Origin of the sequence: Corynebacterium sp., assembly GCF_022712195.1 — a bacterium.
Classification (GTDB): Bacteria; Actinomycetota; Actinomycetes; order Mycobacteriales; family Mycobacteriaceae; genus Corynebacterium.
In genome coordinates, this window is the sequence record NZ_JALAGY010000095.1 from 43,938 (window position 1) to 62,703 (window position 18,766).

Annotated in this window: 18 protein-coding genes; 7 read left to right on the forward strand and 11 right to left on the reverse strand. The window is 67.6% G+C overall.

The annotated features are described in order from the left end of the window. Nucleotide 1: 1 nt before the first annotated feature. The 6 genes from tatC to Q0A34_RS13380 all read right to left on the reverse strand — a co-directional run bounded on the left by tatC (nucleotide 2) and on the right by Q0A34_RS13380 (nucleotide 4,430). Entirely contained in the window at nucleotides 2-808 is an 807-nt protein-coding gene (gene tatC, locus Q0A34_RS13355; RefSeq protein ID WP_291480483.1) for a twin-arginine translocase subunit TatC, read from the reverse strand. Beyond that, nucleotides 805-1,044 carry a twin-arginine translocase TatA/TatE family subunit gene (locus Q0A34_RS13360; RefSeq protein ID WP_291480484.1) on the reverse strand — a complete coding sequence of 80 codons (240 nt, stop codon included), beginning with the start codon at nucleotides 1,042-1,044 and terminating at the stop codon, nucleotides 805-807. The genes tatC and Q0A34_RS13360 overlap by 4 nt, the downstream gene beginning before the upstream one ends. Before the next feature lie 82 nt (nucleotides 1,045-1,126). Beyond that, entirely contained in the window at nucleotides 1,127-2,179 is a 1,053-nt protein-coding gene (locus tag Q0A34_RS13365; protein ID WP_291480485.1) for an intradiol ring-cleavage dioxygenase, read from the reverse strand. Between the two features lie 258 nt (nucleotides 2,180-2,437). Further along, complete coding sequence (gene ispF / locus Q0A34_RS13370) at nucleotides 2,438-2,920, reverse strand: 2-C-methyl-D-erythritol 2,4-cyclodiphosphate synthase (protein WP_291480486.1); 483 nt, start codon at nucleotides 2,918-2,920, stop codon at nucleotides 2,438-2,440. After that, entirely contained in the window at nucleotides 2,917-3,810 is an 894-nt protein-coding gene (locus tag Q0A34_RS13375) for a 2-C-methyl-D-erythritol 4-phosphate cytidylyltransferase (RefSeq protein WP_291480487.1), read from the reverse strand. The genes ispF and Q0A34_RS13375 overlap by 4 nt, the downstream gene beginning before the upstream one ends. Before the next feature lie 29 nt (nucleotides 3,811-3,839). Beyond that, nucleotides 3,840-4,430, reverse strand: coding sequence for a CarD family transcriptional regulator (locus tag Q0A34_RS13380; RefSeq protein WP_291480488.1), 591 nt, complete (start codon nucleotides 4,428-4,430; stop codon nucleotides 3,840-3,842). 276 nt (nucleotides 4,431-4,706) lie between these two features. Between Q0A34_RS13380 and Q0A34_RS13385 the strand changes: the two genes are divergently transcribed. Continuing rightward, nucleotides 4,707-5,306, forward strand: coding sequence for a hypothetical protein (locus tag Q0A34_RS13385; RefSeq protein ID WP_291480489.1), 600 nt, complete (start codon nucleotides 4,707-4,709; stop codon nucleotides 5,304-5,306). Nucleotides 5,307-5,388: 82 nt separating this feature from the next. Next, entirely contained in the window at nucleotides 5,389-6,783 is a 1,395-nt protein-coding gene (gene radA, locus Q0A34_RS13390; RefSeq protein WP_291480490.1) for a DNA repair protein RadA, read from the forward strand. Here the strand turns inward: radA and Q0A34_RS13395 are convergent. Both Q0A34_RS13395 and Q0A34_RS13400 read right to left on the reverse strand, forming a co-directional pair. Further along, nucleotides 6,770-7,498, reverse strand: coding sequence for a hypothetical protein (locus tag Q0A34_RS13395; RefSeq protein ID WP_291480491.1), 729 nt, complete (start codon nucleotides 7,496-7,498; stop codon nucleotides 6,770-6,772). The genes radA and Q0A34_RS13395 overlap by 14 nt on opposite strands. 60 nt (nucleotides 7,499-7,558) lie before the next feature. Then, complete coding sequence (locus tag Q0A34_RS13400; protein WP_291480492.1) at nucleotides 7,559-8,239, reverse strand: carbonic anhydrase; 681 nt, start codon at nucleotides 8,237-8,239, stop codon at nucleotides 7,559-7,561. Nucleotides 8,240-8,308: 69 nt separating this feature from the next. Here Q0A34_RS13400 and Q0A34_RS13405 point away from each other — a divergent pair, with 69 nt between their 5' ends. Beyond that, a complete protein-coding gene (locus Q0A34_RS13405) occupies nucleotides 8,309-9,298 on the forward strand; it encodes an A/G-specific adenine glycosylase (protein ID WP_291480493.1) in 990 nt (329 codons plus the stop codon). A gap of 49 nt (nucleotides 9,299-9,347) precedes the next feature. On the opposite strand, the gene Q0A34_RS13410 is transcribed toward Q0A34_RS13405, so the two are convergent. Beyond that, nucleotides 9,348-11,999: an ATP-dependent Clp protease ATP-binding subunit gene (locus tag Q0A34_RS13410; RefSeq protein ID WP_291480494.1), complete on the reverse strand. Its 2,652-nt coding sequence runs from the start codon at nucleotides 11,997-11,999 to the stop codon at nucleotides 9,348-9,350. A gap of 338 nt (nucleotides 12,000-12,337) precedes the next feature. On the opposite strand from Q0A34_RS13410, the gene Q0A34_RS13415 reads away from it, so the two are divergent. Together Q0A34_RS13415 and Q0A34_RS13420 are read left to right on the forward strand one after the other, a co-directional pair. After that, nucleotides 12,338-14,104: an AMP-binding protein gene (locus Q0A34_RS13415; RefSeq protein ID WP_291480495.1), complete on the forward strand. Its 1,767-nt coding sequence runs from the start codon at nucleotides 12,338-12,340 to the stop codon at nucleotides 14,102-14,104. 121 nt (nucleotides 14,105-14,225) lie between these two features. Next, nucleotides 14,226-14,399, forward strand: a complete 174-nt coding sequence (locus Q0A34_RS13420; RefSeq protein WP_291480496.1) for a hypothetical protein — start codon at nucleotides 14,226-14,228, stop codon at nucleotides 14,397-14,399. Between the two features lie 791 nt (nucleotides 14,400-15,190). Here Q0A34_RS13420 and Q0A34_RS13425 read toward each other — a convergent pair. Beyond that, nucleotides 15,191-16,120 (reverse strand): alpha/beta hydrolase, encoded by a 930-nt coding sequence (locus Q0A34_RS13425; protein ID WP_291480497.1) that lies wholly within the window; start codon nucleotides 16,118-16,120, stop codon nucleotides 15,191-15,193. Nucleotides 16,121-16,233: 113 nt separating this feature from the next. Between Q0A34_RS13425 and Q0A34_RS13430 the strand changes: the two genes are divergently transcribed. Then, a complete protein-coding gene (locus Q0A34_RS13430; protein ID WP_291480498.1) occupies nucleotides 16,234-16,773 on the forward strand; it encodes a TetR/AcrR family transcriptional regulator in 540 nt (179 codons plus the stop codon). An 853-nt stretch (nucleotides 16,774-17,626) separates the two neighbouring features. Here Q0A34_RS13430 and Q0A34_RS13435 read toward each other — a convergent pair. Next, nucleotides 17,627-17,794 (reverse strand): hypothetical protein, encoded by a 168-nt coding sequence (locus Q0A34_RS13435; RefSeq protein ID WP_291480499.1) that lies wholly within the window; start codon nucleotides 17,792-17,794, stop codon nucleotides 17,627-17,629. A gap of 310 nt (nucleotides 17,795-18,104) precedes the next feature. Between Q0A34_RS13435 and Q0A34_RS13440 the strand changes: the two genes are divergently transcribed. Next, nucleotides 18,105-18,485, forward strand: a complete 381-nt coding sequence (locus Q0A34_RS13440; protein ID WP_291480500.1) for a hypothetical protein — start codon at nucleotides 18,105-18,107, stop codon at nucleotides 18,483-18,485. Nucleotides 18,486-18,766 lie beyond the last annotated feature (281 nt).

Below are 18,766 nucleotides of genomic sequence, written 5' to 3' on the forward strand. Positions count from 1 at the left end.
GTCAGCACACTCCTTCAAGACTGGACGTCCGGTTGTCCACCCGCCGTTCGGCAGGTTCGGTGGTGCCGGTGGGGTGCCGCCGGTCGTGGATCCAGGCGATGCCGAGTGAGACCCCGAACAGCACCGCCATCGGGACGGCGATCAGGAACATCGACAGCAGGTCGGCCGACGGGGTCACCAGGGCGCTGAAGACCACGATGCTCACGGTGATCCCCCGCCAGCTGCGGGCGACCGTCCGGGCCGGCAGCACTCCCAGGACGTTGAGGAGCACGATGAAGGCGGGGAAGGTGAACGCCACACCGGCGGCGAGCACGAGCTTGAGCACGAAGTCGAAGTAGTAGGAGGCCTGCAGCAGCGTGCTGTCGTCGGCGGAGGCGAATCCGGCGAGCAGTTCGACGATCCGGGGGAACACCGCCACACCGGCCGCGCACCCGGCGACGAACAGGGGGATCACCGCGGCGAGGAAGCCGAAGGCGTGGCGCTTCTCCCGGCCGGTCAACGCGGGAGCCACGTAGGCCAGGGTCTGGTAGAGCCAGACGGGACTGGCCAGGGCGATTCCGCCGAACAGGGCGATGCGGAGTTTCAGGTCGAAGGCGCCGGTGACGCTGTCGTAGTTGATGGCGGCGGCACGGGTCTGCGCGATGTCGACGACCGGTGCCCGCAGCACCTCCAGTACCTGGTCGGAGAGCAGGTAGGCGATGACTGCCGCGACCACGAGGGCTGCCGTGGCACGGGTGAGTCTCCTGCGCCCTTCGAGCAGGTGGCCGGACAGCGGCATGCCGGTCGGCCCTGCGGTCGCGGGCGTCATGACGTGAGCTTCCGCTCCACGCCGTCCACGGTGTGCATCGCCGGTGCCTGTCCGGCGTCCGGTGCGACCGGGGTGGCCGGTGCGCCGGCCGGTGCGGGGTCGGACGCCTCGGTCTTCAGGATCCGGACGGACTGGCCGAGGCTCCTGGCCAGGGCGGGCAGCTTCGCTGCGCCGAAGAGCAGAAGGATGACGGCGAGGATGACCAGGGCGTGCATTCCGGTGAGGTTCTGCAGCATGACGTACTCCTTAGGTGGGTGCCAGCGGTGTGGCAGGTGGGTTGGCTTGTTGTGTCGGGGGGACTGGTGGGGTCAGGTGGTGTCAGGACGCGGTCTCGCCGGAGGTCCCCGAACTTCCCGGCGCACCGGGCGCACCGTCCGGTGCACCGCCCTCGGGCATTCCGCCGTCCGGCATGTCGCCGCTGGGCGGTTCACCACCCGGACCGCCCTCGCCTCCCGGGGCCCCACCACCGGTGGGTTCGGTGGTGGTGTCCACCCGTACCGTCAGCGCGGCGGTGTAGCCCTTGTCCGCGTCACCGATGACCGAGGCCATCTGCAGTTCCGCGGAATCCTCACCGAAGACGTTGTCGGTGGCCAGGGTGATCCGGGAGAGGTTGTCCGCCGAGCCGTCGTACACCGCGGAGGTGTAGACCTCGTCCAGGACGTCCTGCGGGAACGCCATCTGGGAGGTGGCGACGGCGTTTGCCGAGTCGTCGGTGGAGTCGACGTCCGGGTAGACCTCGAAATGGATGTGGGTCCAGCGTCCCGTGTAGCAGCCCGGCATCACGGAGGTGAAGGTCACTCTGCCCTCGGCGTCGGCGACCTGCACACCGCGCAGCCATGTCTCGTCCTCGACCCCTTCGGAGTACATGGAGTACCGCCCCTGGGCGTCGCAGTGCCAGGCGTAGACGGCGACGTCGGCGAACGGGGCGTCCCCGTTGGCCATGTCGGTGACGGTGAAGGTGAACTCCAACGGAACACCGTCCACCGGGGCGTCGGCCCCGATACTGGAACGGATGTCGCTGCGCACGATGCCGGACTCCTGCAGGACGTCCGGGCCATTCGACCCGTCGGCCGGGTAGGGTCCGGCGGTCTCGTCGGGGATCTCGGCGTCCGGCAGGTCCGCGGAGTCGACGCTCCCCGCGGTGGTGGTGACGCCGCCAAAGGATGAACCGGAACCGTCCGAGCACGCCGCCAGGGCGACGGCCCCGGCACCGGCGATGCCGGCGCCGATGAACATGCGACGACTCACCAGGGTGCGCAGATCGAAGCCGACCCCCTGGTCGACGACCTCCTCGTCCGGGCGGTCGAGAAGGCGGCCCTCGTAGGCGGGGCCGTCGGGGGTGGAGGTGGGTTCGGGTACACGGGTGGCCATGATGGTCTCCTTGGTTGACGGGACCGCGGTGGCTGTCCGTCACCGCGGTGGTGACCCCGTCAACTCTCGTCGACCGCGCGGCCCGGCGCGTCCCCCGTACGCGGACACCTGTGTACCCCGTCTGCGGTATACACCGCTACGACACCGGCCGTACACTGCCGGGTGACTGCCCGGTCACCACCGGCTCCGGGCACATCGCCTCGGCCAGGGCCCCTCCTGCCCGGCCGGCCCCCGCCCGTCCCGTTCCTGAGCCTTCCGCTAGGAGGCGGGGTCCTGCCACACCACGGCGGTCGCCACCGCCGCGACACCTTCACCACGACCGGTGAACCCCAGGTGGTCTGTTGTCGTGGCGGAGACGCTCACAGGCGCGCCGAGATGCCCGGAGAGGACGCGCTCGGCCTCCTCCCGCCGCGGCCCCATCTTCGGGCGGTTTCCGACCATCTGCACCGCCGCATTGCCGATGGTGAAACCGTGGGACTCCAGCAGGTCCCGGCACTCGGTGAGCAGCCGGGCGCCGGTGACCCCGGCGTACTCGTCACGTCCGACCCCGACGAAGGAACCGAGGTCGCCGAGCCCGGACGCCGACAGCAGCGCGTCGACGACTGCGTGTGCCACGACATCGCCGTCGGAGTGCCCCTCGCACCCGTCGGCCCCCTCGAAGAACAGACCGGCCATCCAGCACGGTTTCCCTGCCTCCACCTGGTGTGCGTCGGTGGCAATCCCGACCCTGGGGACGATCACGACACGCCCCCGTCTCCCGCCATCCGGCAGGCCCGTTCCAGGTCCTCCGGCAGCGTGATCTTGAACGCCCGCTCATCCCCGGCGACCGCCACGACCGTCTCCCCCGCCATCTCCATCAGCGAGGAGTCGTCGGTGACGGCCGCGGGGGCGGCGCCTGAGGGAGGTCGTCCCGTAGGGTGCGCGGAATCCAGTTCCTCCCGGGCCTGCTGCATACGGTTCGCCGCCAGCAACCGGTCGAGCGCGAAGACCTGCGGTGTCTGCGCCGCGCGCAGTGTCCGTCGCTGCGGGGTGGACCTGATGACCTCCGCGCCGTCCAACGCTCCACCGGGGTCGGTCTCGACGACCTTGACGGTGTCCGTCACGGGGACCACCGGCACGGCTCCGGACCAGGTGCCGTTGGACACCCCCTCCGAAGCGGTGGCGACCGTCGCCCGGATCATCTCCGGCGGGGTGAGGCACCGGGCGGCGTCGTGGACGGCCACGAGGAACCCGACGGTGGGGTCCTCTGTGGCGTCCTCCATGGCGTCCCCTGTGGCGTATCCGGCCCCGTCATCCGGGTGACCGCCGTCCCCCACGATGCCCGCCTGCACCGCCTCGAGCCCCGCCCGGACCGAGTCCGAACGGTCGGAGCCTCCGAGGACCACGGACACCTCCATCGGCGCCCACAGGCCGATCTGCCCGTCCACCAGGGTGCGGGCGTGCTCCACCATGTCAGTGGAGACCGTGACCACCGTTCGTCCGACAGCCTGGGACGCGGCGAGCCCGTCCAGACACCTCTCCAGGATGGTCCGGCCCTCGACCTCCACGAACGCCTTGGGCAGCACCTCCCCCAGCCGCGTCCCACTGCCGGCGGCGGCGACGACGGCCACCACCCGGTCAGGACCGTTCACGGCCACGTCCCACGCCCCGGTCACCGGGGTCAGTCCTCGTCGTCGCCGAGTTCGTCGTCGAGGTCGACGGACTGCGGCGCATCCTCCTCGGCGACACCTGCGGCCCGACGGGCCGCGGACTCCTCACGGTGCCGGACAACGGTCTCCTCCATCTTGCGGATGGTGGCGTCCGCCTTCTCGTCGTCGACCCCCTCCGCCAACGCCAGCTCGCCGACGAGGACCAGACGCGCCTTGGCCAGCATGCGCTTCTCGCCGGCGGACAGCCCACGGTCCTGGTCGCGGCGCCACAGGTCACGGACGACCTCGGCGACACGGTTCACGTCGCCGGAGGCCAACCGCTCCTGGTTGGCCTTGTAGCGGCGCGACCAGTTGCCCGCCTCCTCCACGTCGGTCTCACGCAGGACGGAGAAGACCTTGAGCAGCCCCTCCTCGCCCACGACATCGCGGACGCCCACGGTCTCGGCGTTCGCCGCGGGGACCCGCACGAGCAGATCCCCCTGGTTCACCCGGAGCACGAGGTAGTCGACCGGCTCCCCCTTGAAAACGCGCTGCTCAATTCCCTCGATCACTGCTGCACCGTGGTGGGGGTAAACGACGACGTCCCCGATGTTGAACTCCATGACGAGCCAGTTTAGCACCCTCGTGCACACCCTCGCCGCACACCTGCGACGCCGCCCCCGCGCACAGGGCCGGCCTGTCAGGAACCGTCAGCACCCGTCAGCACACGTCACCACCCCGACCCACCCCGTATGGGCCCATCCAGCCGGGCCGAACTAGGTGTCCAGCACCCCCACAGGTTAATGTGGACTCGACGAAACCCGCCGCCCTGACATGTGTCGGGACATATCATCTGCAGTTGACGGCCCCGGACGGGCCTCAGATGGAGGAGAACCACAGTGAAGAACCGGAAGCCCGCCGCCCGCCGGCTGCTCGCCGTCACCGCCGGTTGCGCGGCCCTGGCCCTGTCCGCCTGCGGTGCGGGTCAGATCTCCCAGACCGCCAACCAGGTAGCCGCCGTCAACGGCACGAACGGCGAGCTCGGCGACGCCTTCGTCCGGGACGTCGCCCTGGTCACCCAGGAGGACAACTCGGTCGCACTGAAGTTCAACGCCTCCAACCAGGGCATCGAGGGCAAGGACATCACCCTGAAGGGCATCTCCGTGCAGGACGCCTCGGTGGACCTCGACGAGAACATCACCATCTCCCCGGACTGCTCGGTCGTCGCCGACTCCGAGTCCGCCATCGCGGAGATGAACCCGTCCGACGCCACCGTGGGCTGCACCCAGTACCTGGAGACCACGGTCAAGGGCGAGAACTTCTACAGCGGTGCCGCCCGTACCGTGACCTTCCAGTTCGACAACGGTGACGTGGAGATCAACGCCCCGATCGTCGCGTGGACCTCCGAGGCCGGCCAGACCTACCGCCACCAGGACGGTGTCAACCGCGAGGGTGTCGACTCCATCGACGGCGACCACGAGGGTGCCGACATCCACTGACCCCTCCGCCGTGTGACGCGCATTTCCCCGCCCGGGGTGATGCGCGTTTTTCATGTCCGTGCCCCCTACTAGTCTGTGAGCCATGGCCACGAAAACCACGAACCGTAGATCCCGAAGCTCCTACAGCTGCTCCTCCTGTGGCCACCAGGTGTCGAAGTGGGTGGGCCGCTGCCCCTCGTGCCATGAGTGGGGGTCGATGGACGCCGCGGGCGCACCCGTACCTGCCACCTCCTCCCCCACAGGTCTCACCCCGACGTCTCCGGCCAGGGCCGTCACCGACATCGACCCCGCGACCGCCGACCACCGTCCCAGTGGCATCGGGGAACTGGACCGGGTCCTCGGCGGCGGCGTGGTCCCCGGCAGTGCCGTGCTGCTCGCCGGCGAACCCGGCGTCGGCAAGTCGACCCTGCTGCTGGAGGTCGCCAACCGGTGGGCACGGCAGGACCGCAGCGTCCTGTACCTCACCGCCGAGGAGTCGGTGGGGCAGGTGCGCCACCGTGCCGAGCGCACCGGTGCGCTCTCCCCGTCACTGTTCCTCGCCGCCGAACACGACCTGGAGACAGCGCTCGGGCAGATCGACGCGGTCAGGCCCGAGCTGGTCATCGTCGACTCCCTGCAGACCCTCAACGCCTCCGGGGTGGAGGGGGTGGCCGGTGGTGTCGCCCAGACCCGTGCCGTCGCCGCCACGCTGACCACCCTGGCGAAGTCCACCGGTGTGCCGGTCCTGCTCGTCGGCCACGTGACCAAGGACGGCAACGTCGCCGGTCCCCGCACCGTCGAACACCTGGTGGACGTGGTCCTCAACTTCGAGGGCGACCGGCACAGCGCCCTGCGTTTCCTACGCGGGCAGAAGAACCGGTTCGGGGCGACGGACGAGGTCGGGTGCTTCGAACAGACCTCCGAGGGGATCCGTGAGGTCGCCGACCCGTCGGGGCTGTTCCTGCACCACCGGGACGAGCCGGTGGCCGGCACGGCCGTGACGGTCCTGATGGACGGGCGCCGGCCGATGCTCGGTGAGATCCAGACCCTCGCCCTGGAAACCCAGATGCACACCCCGCGGCGGGTGGTCACCGGTATCGACGCCAGCCGTGTCGCCGTCGTCCTGGCCGTGCTCGCCAAGCGCGCCGGTGTGGACCTGATGTCCCACGAGGTCTACGCGGCGACAGTGGGCGGGATGAAGATCAACGAGCCGGGGGCGGACCTGGCGCTCGCCCTGGCCCTGGCCTCGACCGCCTCCGGGACGGCGCTGCCGACCGGACTGGTGGCGGTGGGCGAGGTCGGCCTGGGCGGCGAGGTACGCCGGGTCCCCGATCTGCGGCTGCGTCTCGCCGAGGCACGCCGACTGGGGTTCACCACCGCGGTGGTGCCCGACTCCACCCGTGGTGCCGACCGGACCACCCCGCCGAAGGGGCTCAAGGTCATCGCCGTGGGCACCGTCCAGGAGGCGGTGGCGAAGATCGGGCTCAGGCGAGGTTGAAGGTCTGCGACTCGGAGGTCTTGTCGCCGATGTGGCCGTAGACCATGTACGCGCCGTTGCCGACCGGCTCACGGTTGTCGCAGGAGTCCGGGGAGGAGGTGGTCCGCGACCAGGCGGTCATCTCGAAGGTTCGGGACTGGTCCGGGTCCAGCCGCAGCCGGCCCGTCGACGTCGGCGAGTTGCAGTCGGTGTCACCCCACACCCGGGAGTACCCCGAGTCCATGGTGAACACCTCGAACTTGAGCTCGTTCTCGCCCAGGTCGATGTCGCACTCCCCCGACGTGGGGTTGGTGACCTTGAGGAAGAAGTTCGGCTGCTGGCCGTCCCGGAACGTCGGGGCGCCGGGCCGCACCGACAGCTGGAGGTCGTCGAGCTCACAGGTCTCCTTCGAGGCGACCTCGTCGGGCACACCACGGGACTCCGAGGGCTCCTCCGACTCCGACGGGGAGGCCGACTCCGACGCCGCCGAGGTCTCGCTCGCCCGGGAGGATCCGGACTCCCCGGACTGTTCCGCCGACTCCGTGGTTTCCGGCGCCGACTCCTCCGAGGACACCGAGGTCTGCGCCACCCGGTCCTGCCCGTCGTCCCCTCCGGTCAGCGAACTGATGACCCACCACAACAGCGCGATGACCACGACCAGAACAACCACCGCCGTGACACGACGGCGCCGGTAGATTTCCGGGGGCAACGGCCGGGGATCATTACGCTGACTCACACGACCAGTGTAACCAGCGCCGACAGCCCCGTGACGTCATGACACCCCGGAGGTTCGGTGTCAAGGCACCTCGGTCGCCGGCACGCCGTCGATGTCCAGACCGTAGCTGGCGACAGGCTCCGCCAGCCCGTCCGACAGTCGGTAGCGCATGCCCACCACACCGCACTCCCCCTCCCGGAGCCGCTCCATGATGCCGGGGGAACGGTCCACGATGTGGTTGGCGATCTCCACGACGTGGTGCTTCTCGAAGTCCTCCCCCGTGTCCGCGCCCTGCGACCGGGCGGCCAGCAGAGACGGGGTGACCTTCTCGACCAGGACACGCTGGAAACCGGGGGGCATGCTGCCGGTGGCCAGGGCGGTCTGCGCGGCCGCGACGGCACCGCAGCTCTCGTGACCGAGCACCACCACCAGCGGGACGCCCAGCGACACCACCGCGAACTCGAGGGAGGCGAGCACCGACAGGTCGGTGATCTCCCCGGCGGTGCGGATCACGAAGAGGTCACCGAGGCCCTGGTCGAAGACGATCTCCACGGGGACCCGCGAGTCCGAGCACGCCAGGACCACGGCGTTGGGACGCTGGCCGCCGGTGAGCAGCTGCCGCCGTCCCCGGTCCTGGTTGGGGTGGGCGGAGTCCTCGTCCATGAAACGGCGGTTTCCCGCCATCAGCAGTTCCACGGCCTCCTGTGGTGTCAGGTGGCCGGCGTCGGTGGCACGGTCCGGTGCCGGTTGCTCAGAAGTCATGCGGACTATTGTGCCACCGCCTTTTGCCGGGCGCCCGTCCGTGCGGCACAGTAGGGACCAGTGGACACCGTGACGACAGACGACACCCCCGCCACCGCCGGCACCGCGACCTCCCTGGGGTCGGTGCTGAACCGGTGGTACGACGGGCACGCCCGCGACCTCCCGTGGCGCGAGCCGGACACCACACCGTGGGCCGTCCTGCTCAGCGAGATCATGTCCCAGCAGACCCCCGTCGCCCGGGTCATCCCGTTGTGGACCGCCTGGCTGGAACGGTGGCCGACCCCGGCCGACCTCGCCGAGGCCCCCACCGACGAGATCCTGCGCGCCTGGGCGAACCTCGGGTACCCGCGACGGGCCCTGCGCCTGCGCGACTGTGCACGGGCCATCGTCGCCGACCACGGCGGCAGGGTCCCGGACACCGTCCCGGAGCTCCTCGCCCTGCCGGGGATCGGCGACTACACCGCCCGCGCCGTGGCGGCCTTCGCCTTCGACCACGCGGTCCCGGTGGTCGACACCAACGTGAGACGTGTCCACCGCCGCCTCGCCCGGGGAGAATACCTGCAGGGCCCGGCCAAGGCCGGGGACCTCGCCGACGTCGCCGACCTGATGCCCTGGGTCGACGAGGACCCGGGTCTGGCCCGGCGTGGATACCGCAACCCCCGTCACGACCCGCAGGCCCACGGGGAGGCACTGGGCATGTGTGCCTCGCTCATGGAACTCGGCGCCACCGTGTGCACCGCACGGTCCCCGCGGTGCGACGCGTGCCCGGTGGCCGACCGCTGCCGCTGGATCGCCCTCGGCCGTCCGGCGCCCAGCGCCGCGGAGACCGCGGCCGCGAAGAAGAGGGTGCAGAAGTTCGAGGGCACCGACCGCCAGGTCCGGGGCAGGATCATGGCGATCCTCCGCGCCGACGGTGCCACCGACGTCACCGCCGACGCGTTCGCCGCCACCAGTGACGACGCCGACCAGCGCGCCCGCGCACTGACGTCGCTGGTCGCCGACGGGCTCGTGACACAGGAGGGCGCCGGCCCCACCGCCCGTTACCGACTACCTCGGTGACGGGCCGGCGGGACCGGCGCCCTGTGCGGACCTCCGCGGGGAACGACGGCTAGTCGCGGTGCTCCCCGGCGGCGACGTCCTGGATCTCGGGGAGGTCGCTCTCGTCGGTCGCCGCCTCGATGACGTTCTCCTGCGCCTCGTCGGCACCGTCGACCGGCTCGGCCGCGATCTCCGGCAGCGGCTTCGGTCGGGAACCGAAGACGAACTTCGCGCCCTCGCCCTTACCGGTGCCGTCCCAGTTCTCGACGTCCACGGTGACGATCTCGCCGGCACCCAACTCGCCGAACAGGATCTTCTCGGACAGGTGGTCCTCGATCTCCCGCTGGATCGTCCTACGCAGCGGACGGGCACCCAGCACCGGGTCGAAGCCGCGGACCGCCAGCAGGCTCTTCGCGTCCTCCGACAGTTCCAGACCCATGTCCTTCTCCGCCAGTGCGTTGCGCACCCGGCCGGTCAGCAGGTCGACCATCTGGACGATCTGCTCCCGGGTGAGCTGGTGGAAGACCACGATGTCGTCGATACGGTTGAGGAACTCCGGGCGGAAGTGCTTCTTCAGCTCGTCGTTGACCTTCGACTTCATGCGGTCGTACTGGGCGTCCTCGTCGGCCTCGCCGGCACCGGAGAAGCCCATGCCCACGGCCTTGGAGATGTCCCTGGTGCCCAGGTTCGAGGTGAAGATCAGGACGGTGTTCTTGAAGTCCACCATCCGGCCCTGACCGTCGGTGAGACGGCCGTCCTCGAGGACCTGCAGCAAGGTGTTGTAGATCTCCGAGTGCGCCTTCTCGATCTCGTCGAAGAGGACCACGGAGAACGGCTTACGCCGCACCTTCTCGGTGAGCTGGCCGCCCTCGTCGTAGCCGACGTATCCGGGAGGTGCACCGAACAGCCGCGACGCGGTGAACTTGTCGTGGAACTCGCCCATGTCGATCTGGATCAGCGAGTCGTCGTCGCCGAACAGGAACTCCGCCAGCGCCTTCGACAGCTCGGTCTTACCGACACCGGACGGGCCGGCGAAGATGAACGAACCGCTCGGACGCTTCGGGTCCTTCAGCCCCGCACGGGTACGACGGATCGCACGGGAGACCGCCTTGACCGCGTCGTCCTGGCCGATGATCCGCTTGTGCAGCTCATCCTCCATGTGCAGCAGCCGCGTGGACTCCTCCTCGGTGAGCCGGACCACGGGGATGCCCGTCCAGGTGCCCAGCACCTCGGCGATCTGCTCCTCACCGACCTCGGCGACGTCGTCGAGCTCTCCGGCGCGCCACTGCTTCTCCTTCTCCGCACGCTCCTCGGTGAGCTTGCGCTCGTCGTCGCGCAGGGCGGCCGCCTTCTCGAAGTCCTGGTCGTCGATGGCCGCCTCCTTGGCGCGACGGACCTCGGCGATCCGGTCGTCGACGTCCTGGATCGCCTTCGGGGCGGTCATACGCTTGATGCGCATACGCGCACCGGCCTCGTCGATGAGGTCGACGGCCTTGTCCGGCAGGAACCGGTCGTTGATGTACCGGTCCGACAGCCGCGCCGCCGCCGCGAGGGCGCCGTCGGTGATGGAGACCCGGTGGTGGGCCTCGTACCGGTCACGGAGACCCTTGAGGATCTCGATCGTCATCTCGGCACTGGGCTCGGGAACCTGCACCGGCTGGAAACGGCGCTCGAGGGCCGCGTCCTTCTCGATGTGCTTGCGGTACTCGTCCAGGGTCGTCGCACCGATGGTCTGCAACTCGCCACGGGCCAGCTTCGGCTTGAGGATGCTGGCCGCGTCGATCGCGCCTTCGGCGGCACCCGCACCGACGAGCGTGTGGATCTCGTCGATGAACAGGATGATGTCGCCGCGCTGGTTGATCTCCTTGAGGACCTTCTTCAGCCGCTCCTCGAAGTCACCGCGGTAGCGGGAACCGGCGACCAGCGACCCCAGGTCCAGCGAGTAGAGCTGCTTGTCCTTGAGGGTCTCCGGCACCTTGCCGTTGACGATGTCCAGGGCGAGGCCCTCGACGACGGCGGTCTTGCCCACACCGGGTTCACCGATGAGGACCGGGTTGTTCTTGGTACGGCGCGAGAGCACCTGCATGATGCGCTCGACTTCCTTCTCACGGCCGACGACCGGGTCCAGCTTGCCGTCCTTGGCCGCCTGGGTCAGGTTACGGCCGAACTGGTCCAGGACCAGCGAGTTGGACTTCTGGCCGGGCTTGCCGCCCGAACCGGAGTCCGCGGACTGGCCGACACCGGCGGTGGCGGGCTCGTCCGGGGCGGACTCGGGCTCGGTGCCCTCGTAGCCCGACAGCAGCTGGATGACCTGCTGACGCACCCGGGACAGGTCCGCGCCGAGCTTGACCAGCACCTGTGCCGCCACGCCCTCACCCTCGCGGATGAGGCCCAGCAGGATGTGCTCGGTGCCGATGTACTTGTGGCCGAGCTGCAGCGCCTCACGGAGCGCCAGCTCCAGGACCTTCTTGGCCCGGGGCGTGAACGGGATGTACCCGCTCGGCGGGTGCCCGCCGGTGCCGATGATGTCCTCGACCTCGGTGCGCACGGCCTCCAGGGAAATGCCCATGGATTCGAGAGCCTTGGCGGCGACGCCCTCACCCTCGTGGATCAGCCCCAGCAGGATGTGCTCGGTGCCGATGTAGTTGTGGTTGAGCGCGCGGGCTTCTTCCTGCGCCAGGACGACGACCCGTCGCGCACGGTCGGTGAACCTCTCGAACATTTGCTCTCCCTCGCTTCAAGGTCCGGATGTGGGGACCACCTTAGTGACTCGGCGTCCCCACGTTGAGTCACTTTGTACAACGGCGCCTCTCCTGAGCTTGTTCCCTGGCCCACGACCCCCTCCTGACCCCACTTCACCCCAGGTGAGGGGCGGTTTTTTATGCGGCCGGCGAGGTTGTACGCCGTCAGCGAACAGGCGTTTTCCCCCTCACCGGCCCCGCAAACAGCTATTCCGGCGAAACGAACCATTTTTATCTGTAACCTGTCATACATGACCCGGTCCCGAGAGCGGACTGTCACACCACACGCTGGAACCTCAGCCCGAGACAAAGGAGCACCATGAGCGGATCCGAACCCGCAGTCACGCTGAAACAACTTCCGCAACTCGCAGAAGGAGCCATCCCCCTCTTCAAGTCCGGTGTCTTCGGCGCGATGGGCCCCGTCGCGGCGGGCAAGGCCCTGAAGGCGATCGCCCAGTGGTCGTTCACCCCGGCGGGACTGCTGGCGATCGGCGCAGCACAGGACCCCCACCACACCGCGATCCTCGACGACGCAGGCTCCATCACCTACGGCGAACTCCACGACCAGACGAACAAGCTTGCCGAGGCGCTGTACCGGACCGGGGTCCGCGAACGCGACAAGATCGGAATGCTCAGCCGCAACCACCGCGGGTTCATCATGACCCTGTGCGCCCACGGCCGCCTCGGCACCGACATCGTCCTGTTCAACACCGGCGCCTCGGCCGAGCAGACCCGTGCCGTCATGAAGGAGCAGAAGATCGACCTGCTCTTCATCGACGAGGAGTTCATCCCCCTGCTGCCCAAGGGCTTCGACGAGTGCCCGGTGATCATCAACTGGGAGGAGGACCACGACACCGCCGCCGCCCCCCTCTCCGAGGAGGAGCGTGAGGCCCGGGCCGCCGACATCGAGTACGCCAGTAACGTCTCCGACGCGCAGAAGAACGAGGACCACGCCACCAGGAACCCGGACTGGCCGACACTGACGGAGGTCCTGCGCACCGGACCGGCCGAGTCGAAGATCCCGGCACGCCCCCGACGCGGGCGCACGATCATCCTGACCTCCGGCACCACCGGCACCCCGAAGGGCGCCCGCCGCCCGGAGCCGAAGACCTACCTGCCGGCGTCGTCCATCATGTCCCGGATCCCGCTGAAGCACCACCGCGGCTACTACGTGCCGGCGCCGATGTTCCACCTCTGGGGCTTCTGCCAGATCCAGCTCGGGCTGGCACTGCGCGCGACGTTCATCCTGCAGCGCAAGTTCTCGCCGCGTGCCGCGGTGAAGCTCATCGAGGCGAACCGCCCGGCGAACATCGCCATCGTGCCGACCCAGCTCCGCCGCCTGCTCGAGGCCGTGCCGGAGAACTTCAACCCGGGCGTGAAGTCCATCGTCGCCTGCGGCGAGGCGCTCCCGCCCCGCGTCATCCGGGACACGCACGAGAAGTTCGGCAAGGTGCTCTACAACCTCTACGGGTCCACCGAGATCAGCTGGGCCTCGATCGCCCAGCCCCACGAGCTCGAGGAGCACCCCACCACCGCCGGCAAGCCCCCGATGGCCACCGTCCTGAAGATCGTCGACGACGAGGGCAACGAAGTGCCCGAGGGTGTCGTCGGCCGTGTCTTCGTCGGCAACGACCTGCTGTTCGAGGGCTACACCCGGCCCGGTGTGGACAAGGAGAACCTCAACGGCCTGGTCTCCACCGGTGACCTGGGCTACTACGAGGACGGGCTGTTCTACCTCGCCGGGCGCAGCGACGACATGATCGTCTCCGGTGGTGAGAACGTCTACCCGCAGGAGTCCGAGGACGTCATCTCCGACATGCCCGAGGTCTACGAGGTCGCTGTCCACGGTGTCGAGGACCCCGAGTTCGGGCAGGCGCTCGCCGCCTACGTCGTCCTCAATGACGAGGACAAGGACCGCGAAGGTTTCGAGGAGCGTGCGAAGGCCGCCGTGAAGGCCAAGCTGGCCCGCCACAACGTCCCGCGCTACTTCGTGTTCATGGACGAGCTGCCGCGCAACGCCGTGGGCAAGATCGTCCCGCGCGAACTCCCGGCGGTCGACAACGGCATGGGCACCGACGCCGCCTAGCCCCGGCGTCCCCCACCGGGCCCGGAAGCGGCCCAGAAGCGGCCCGCAGACACACTGTCTGCGGGCCGCTTCGTCGTGTGACCGACCGGGGACAGTGCCTGCCCGGATTCGAGTATCCTCCGTGGTTACCACCGTCAGCCCTCCTCCCCAGCCGGAGTACACGATGACCCCAGACCACCGGAAACCCAGGCCCAGCGTGCTGCTCGTCATCGGCAGCGTCGTGCTCACCGTCCTCGCCATCCCCGGCGGGGTGTTCATCGCCCTGTTCATCCTGTCCCTCCTGCTCCGGATCTGAGATCAGGCGGGCGGCAGAGGAGACCCCCGTCGTCACGCCAGTGCGACGGGGGTCCGGTACAGCGACGACGGCTGGCGGCGTCGCCGGGTGTTCCCGGTGCACGTGTCGGCCGACACCGGGAACGTTCCACTGTGCGCGACCATGGGACTGGAGGCGCCGTGCCGATACTAACCAAGACAGTTGCCGGGTGATCGTGGTTCACCCCCGTCCCGAGCCCCCGGCGACTGTGGTGCGGGGCGGTGTGAACAGCGCAGAACGGCCCCCGGTCGAAGGTGACCGGGGGCCGCGGCAGTCGCGCTGCTGTGCTACTTCAGCTGTGCGGAGGTGAGCTCCAGCTCACGGCGTGCGACGACCAGCTGCTGGATCTGCTGGGTGCCCTCGAAGATGTCGAGGATACTACAGGGGGTGCAGTTCACAGCTCCGCCGCAGGTCAACCGGGTCGCCTGGAACGCCTGACAGCGCCTTAAAGGTGCGGAACGCGATCTGGTGCGGGATGGATGCGGGATGAACATGCCCCCTCCTTCGCGCCGAGGACGACGAAACCCCTACCGACGCTGCCAACCACATAGCGCACGGAAGACTCCCGGGCCGGCCGAAGGTTAGACCGCGATCATCGCGGCAGCTCCTACAAGGTGGCGGTCAATCCGTCACATTGTCGAGCATCAGGGCCGGTGTCAGGAAGAGTCGACGAGCGGTAGACCACAGACACCGGCGCCGCCCCGTTAGAGAAACACTCCTCTTCCCCAAGACTCGCTAGCCAAGCGAAGTGTCGGCGAAGTTGCATGACGAATCTATGCCTTCGGCGGCACCGCATTCTTTAGAAAAGCCAGTTGTTCCTCAATGATATTCGAGAACAATGGTTCGACATAAGGGTCGAAATGTCCGCCCTTATGAACATGGATTGTGGAATCTGGAATCTTGAGTGCAGCTCTTAAGGCTACTCTGGCAGGAGTTACTGCATCCTCGGACATTATTTGAACCAGCGCTGGGCAACGAATGTCTGCAGCATTCCTCGCCGGCGAGTACAGTCCGATCCGCACCAGAATTCGAGCGGCCACCGTCTCCGGGTAGTCGCCGTGGGAGAGCCCGGACGCCTCGAGCATTCGGTCTAGTCCGAGCATCGCGTCGGGTGAACTCATGACCGCGACTTCCCCCGGGTGTCCGACAGAGTTGATGTACCTCGGCTTTCGGCGGAAGATGGCCCTAATCTGGTCCTCCATGGCCAGCGGAGCTACACGCAACGCGTTGCGCAATCCAGTGGCCCGCACGGCAGCAGGCCCGCTTACATGCGGAACCTGAGCAATAACCGCTGCGAATCCCTCACCACTGCCCGCCAAGCTCAGAACATGCCCACCTGCGAATGAAGTCCCCCACCCTACCAGTTGGGCCGGATCCACTCCGTCAAGCGAACGCGCATATGCGACGGCATTCCGCCAATCTTCATGCTGCTTCGCAATGTCCAGCAATTGTCGTGGCTCACCTTCGCTTTCGCCGAAATGGCGATAGTCAAACACGACCACCGTATAGCCTGCTCGGACGAAGGCTTCGGCGTACACGTACAGTGCCACGGCACGTGGTGTGCCGAACCCGTGCGCCATCACCACCGCGGGCGTCTCTGCACTGCTGTTAGTCGGACGGAACACGGCGACAGCGCAACGCGTCCCTCCTGAGGTAAACCATTCATCCGAACGGGTGTAGGCGGGGCTTTCGGGGGCTATCATGCTGGCCTCTTCCTGGTGGGGGAGTGTCGCCAAGTCGGGACGAGGCAACCTTCTTGATTAACGTTCAAGAACCATAGCAGCCTCTTGATCGTCATTCAAGGTATAGTTGCAACGTGCCTCGTAATCGCTATCCCATCGACCGCGCCGAGAAGAGAGACGAGATCCTTGCTGCTGCAAGGGGCCTGTTCGCCCGCGTTGGTTTCGCGGGCACTACGATGGGGAAGGTGGCGGAGCGGGCGGGAGTCACCACGAACACGATCTACTGGTACTTCAGTGACAAGGACAGCCTCCTCGTGGCGGTGCTCGACCAGGTCAACGATGCAACGCTCGACCACTTCCGGAGCATGCAGCTCCCAAGCCTCGTTGATCGGATCCTGTGGGTTGTCGCGGGCCTTGAGCGATATCGACGTCTTGTTGAGGCCGTCCATTCCCGGCTGGAGGTGTCATCGCGTATCAGCGAATGGCACGATGGGTTCCACTCGACATGGGAGGGGCTGCTCGCAAAGCTCCTGCGAGAAGAAGGCTTACCGATCGACGAGGTGCCGACGATGACACGCATCATTGTGATGGTCATTGAAGGCATGCTTACACATCAGCACGATAGTTCAGATAGAAGAGCGATCCTCGTGTTGCTTCTTCGGCCCCTGGGTTGAGCCCAGATTCGGTCGGAATCCGGGTGGGGAACCCTCGCCCGAGGGGAGGGCAGCGCGCCGAGGTCGAACCAGGGATGTCGCTGGGATGGGTAGGGTCCGCGTCGTCGAGGGCTCTGCAATGGTGAGGCGGGAGACGGGGCTGCCGTAGACCCGCGGTTACCGCCCGGCTGGGCCCCGCCTCCCTTGTCGGTCAATCTACCGACTCGGACGCCGTCTTGCCCCTGGCGTATCCGGCGCTCGAGGCAAGCCAAGTACCGCGCACCGAAGCGGAGGAGCGAGGGGCAAGCAAGGGCGACGAACTGCACGCTACATACACGACTCCACGGGGCTCGCCCCTCACACCGACCACGTTACCCTGCTTCTCCCACGTGTTCCCCTGGAACAGAGAAAGCCCCCGCACCGAAGTGCGGGGGATTCTAGTCGCTACCGCGACTTAGGCACCGGTGATGGAACCGGTGATGAGGTCCAGGCCCTTGGACAGGAACTCGGAGATAGCGGTAACGATGGTGGAAACGATGTCCAGCATAGTTTTTTCCTTTCGGTAGAGTGAACGATTGATGTGCAATGAGGGTGTTCCCTCGGCACTACAGCCACACTACCGAGACGGCGCCCAGGATCGTTACATGGCGGAATGAAACCTACCCCCGGGGGTACATTCGTTCGCCTAATGAACCAAGAAAGCGCACCTCGGCGGGGGTTATCCGCTGAGGTGCGCTTCCTTCTTCGAAAGGGACCCCATGCTGGAGGGCCACGACCGGAGGTCATCACTCCGCCCGGTCTGCCACTACAGTATCCCACCCCAACACACTCAGGAAAGACCGGTACCCCCAGGGGTGTTTCCGCTGTTCACCTCTCAGGTTTCCAGGTCGTCGTACAGCAGCGAAGGTAGCCGCGGCCATGACGCCTCGTCCGGGTGCGCCGCCCGCCAGTCGAGGACATGAGCCCGCCAGGTGCGGTTCTTCGACTGCTCCGACCCCAGGTCCGCCCGCAGGTCGAACAACTGCGACTGCGGCGTCGTCACCCGCTCAGGCAGCCTGTCACCCCGTTCCGCAGGCTCTGGATTCGTTCACTCTCGGCGTGTGGCGCCGATGCTTTCGCATCGACTCAGCCCTGTTGGACGTCGCTCGGCTATGAACTTCGGCCACCGAGAATGAGCACGAGCAGAGGGCGGGAGGTCAGCGCTACAAGTAGAGATCCTGTCGACTCGCTACCCCTATTGCCACGCGGGAATGTGCAGATGGGGCAAGAAAAACGTCCTGACTAGGAAAAACTTTCACACTGGGCTAGCATCCGTAGGAACGAGAAGTGCAGTACCTGAAAGGATGATCGTCGTGAGTACCTTCACGGTCGAGGACATCGCTGTCGCAGCGCACCACAAACTCGGGCTCGATGTCGCACGAGCGGAGGAGATCCTTGGCGCTGAGATTCGCAAGATTGAAAGACGTGAGTCCAGGCGTATTGACCCGGAGGCGATCGGAGAACACGACACTAGCGTGTTAATCGACGCCATCGAGATTACGCAATACGATGTCTTGACCGACTGCATGAGCAGGCTCGCCCGGGCTGCCCGTGATAGTGAAGCTTCGGTTGCAGCCCGTGATGTTGCGGTGTTCGACGCGCTGTCTGCTGGAGCCACGTGGCCCAGTGTCATTAGCGTCACCGGGCTCTCGCGTTCTCAGGTAGCTGAGATTCGGAAGGTTGGCAGAGCGTAGCTGGTTAAAGTCACTGCTCGAGTGGCCGCGAGGAACTCCCCGTGTGCGGTCCTGCTACGCCACAGGGGGATCCCGCTTTGTACGGGGAGGCCCCCGCCGCCAGCGTGGCGGTGGGGGCCTCCGGGGAGCAGCCGGCCGGAGGCCCCCACCGCGCACCCGGAGCACACGAAGGAGAACCATGAGCCGCCGCGGCGAGTCGTACCTGGTGGGACTGATCGGGGACGGCATCACCGCCTCCCTGACGCCCCCGCTGCACGAGGAGGAGGCGGACCTCCACGGCC

Excerpts from the sequence above, each read along its gene's own strand:
- Q0A34_RS13415 (WP_291480495.1), top strand. The coding sequence starts at position 12,338 with ATGAGCGGATCCGAACCCGCAGTCACGCTGAAACAACTTCCGCAACTC.
- Q0A34_RS13425 (WP_291480497.1), bottom strand. The coding sequence starts at position 16,120 with ATGATAGCCCCCGAAAGCCCCGCCTACACCCGTTCGGATGAATGGTTT.
- Q0A34_RS13380 (WP_291480488.1), bottom strand. The coding sequence starts at position 4,430 with ATGGAGTTCAACATCGGGGACGTCGTCGTTTACCCCCACCACGGTGCA.
- tatC (WP_291480483.1), bottom strand. The coding sequence starts at position 808 with ATGACGCCCGCGACCGCAGGGCCGACCGGCATGCCGCTGTCCGGCCAC.
- Q0A34_RS13360 (WP_291480484.1), bottom strand. The coding sequence starts at position 1,044 with ATGCTGCAGAACCTCACCGGAATGCACGCCCTGGTCATCCTCGCCGTC.
- Q0A34_RS13365 (WP_291480485.1), bottom strand. The coding sequence starts at position 2,179 with ATGGCCACCCGTGTACCCGAACCCACCTCCACCCCCGACGGCCCCGCC.
- Q0A34_RS13400 (WP_291480492.1), bottom strand. The coding sequence starts at position 8,239 with ATGACTTCTGAGCAACCGGCACCGGACCGTGCCACCGACGCCGGCCAC.
- radA (WP_291480490.1), top strand. The coding sequence starts at position 5,389 with ATGGCCACGAAAACCACGAACCGTAGATCCCGAAGCTCCTACAGCTGC.
- Q0A34_RS13410 (WP_291480494.1), bottom strand. The coding sequence starts at position 11,999 with ATGTTCGAGAGGTTCACCGACCGTGCGCGACGGGTCGTCGTCCTGGCG.